At 57.9% G+C, this 1,419-nt stretch carries 1 protein-coding gene and 2 tRNA genes; all 3 read left to right on the top strand.

The features are described 5' to 3' along the window. Positions 1 to 59 precede the first annotated feature (59 nt). Positions 60 to 146: transfer RNA gene (locus HP546_RS30205), tRNA-Leu, on the top strand. An 86-nt stretch (positions 147 to 232) separates the two neighbouring features. Continuing rightward, positions 233 to 319 (top strand) — tRNA-Leu (locus HP546_RS30200). 205 nt (positions 320 to 524) lie between these two features. Beyond that, a partial coding sequence (locus HP546_RS30195; protein WP_172233524.1) for an extracellular solute-binding protein occupies positions 525 to 1,419 on the top strand: 895 nt, incomplete at its 3' end.

Genomic DNA, 1,419 nt, shown 5'->3' with positions numbered 1-1,419 from the left:
CCCCGAAGTTGTAGTAGAGATGAGCGGCGCTGTAAAGCATCAAGTAATCTCGAATGTGTGCCCAGGTGGCGGAATTGGTAGACGCGCTGGTTTCAGGTATCAGTGACCGCAAGGTCGTGGAAGTTCGAGTCTTCTCCTGGGCACCAAGTATTTCAAGTAACAGATGACCAAGGATCTGTTACTACTGTGTGAAGCGAACGATAGTCGCCTTCACCAGATGATGTAAAGCTTTGCCCAGGTGGCGGAATTGGTAGACGCGCTGGTTTCAGGTATCAGTGACCGCAAGGTCGTGGAAGTTCGAGTCTTCTCCTGGGCACCATACAAAAAACCCACTAGCTTGCTAGTGGGTTTTTTCTTGCCTGCGTTTTTTGTAGGCCCCTCCTCCGCGACAGGCGTCACGTGCGCATGCCTTGTGTGGCACTGACCATGGTCTGAGCATGAATTTCTCGTCACCCGGCCACTTGAGAAACGATTTCGTTTACCATTGTTTCCAAATATGTAGCCGTAAGCGAGGAAGTACCCGCATGACGATCCGCCCGCAACCGCTGATGCGTACCCTGGCCGCCGCCGTGCTGAGCCTGGTCATCGGCGCTCCGGCCGCCATGGCAGACGCCCCGGTCGCCCTGACCATGTACAACGGTCAGCACAAGGAAATCGGCGAGGCCATCGCCAAGGCCTATGAGGCCAAGACCGGCATCCACATCAATATCCGCAAAGGCAGCAGCAACCAGCTGGCCAGCCAGATCATCGAGGAAGGCGAGCGCTCGCCCGCCGACATCATCTATACCGAAGAATCTCCACCGCTGAACAACCTGGGCGAGCTGGGCCTGTTGGCGAAGATCGACGACGCCACGCTGAACATGCTGCCCAAGGAATACGTAGGCGCCAACGGCACCTGGATGGGCGTCACCGCACGTACCCGGGTGGTGGTCTACAACCCGAAGAAGATCGACGAAAAAGACCTGCCGACCACGGTCATGGATTTTTCCGACCCTGAATGGGACGGCCGCGTCGGCTACGTTCCGACCAGCGGCGCATTCCAGGAACAGGCCGTGGCCATCCTGAAAATGCATGGTCGCGAAGCCACTGAAGAATGGCTGACCGGCCTGAAAGCCTTCGGCAAGACCTACACCAACAACATGGTCGCCCTGAAGGCCGTAGAAAAAGGCGAAGTCGCTGCCGTCCTGGTGAACAACTACTATTGGTACGCCCTGGAGCGCGAGCGCGGCAAGCTCGACTCCAAGCTTTACTACCTGGCTGATGGCGATGCCGGCAACCTGGTGACCATTTCCGGCGCTGCCGCTGTGAAGGCCAGCAAGCACCCCAAGGAAGCCCAGGCCCTGCTCAACTGGATGGCCAGTGAAGAAGGCCAGCGCGTGATCACCCAGACCACCGCCGAATACCCGCTGCACAAAGGCA

This window comes from Pseudomonas sp. CM25 (assembly GCF_013179705.1).
Taxonomy (GTDB): domain Bacteria; phylum Pseudomonadota; class Gammaproteobacteria; order Pseudomonadales; family Pseudomonadaceae; genus Aquipseudomonas.
Note: the sequence above shows the minus strand (reverse complement) of the source record. Positions and strands in the feature narration are given on the sequence as shown.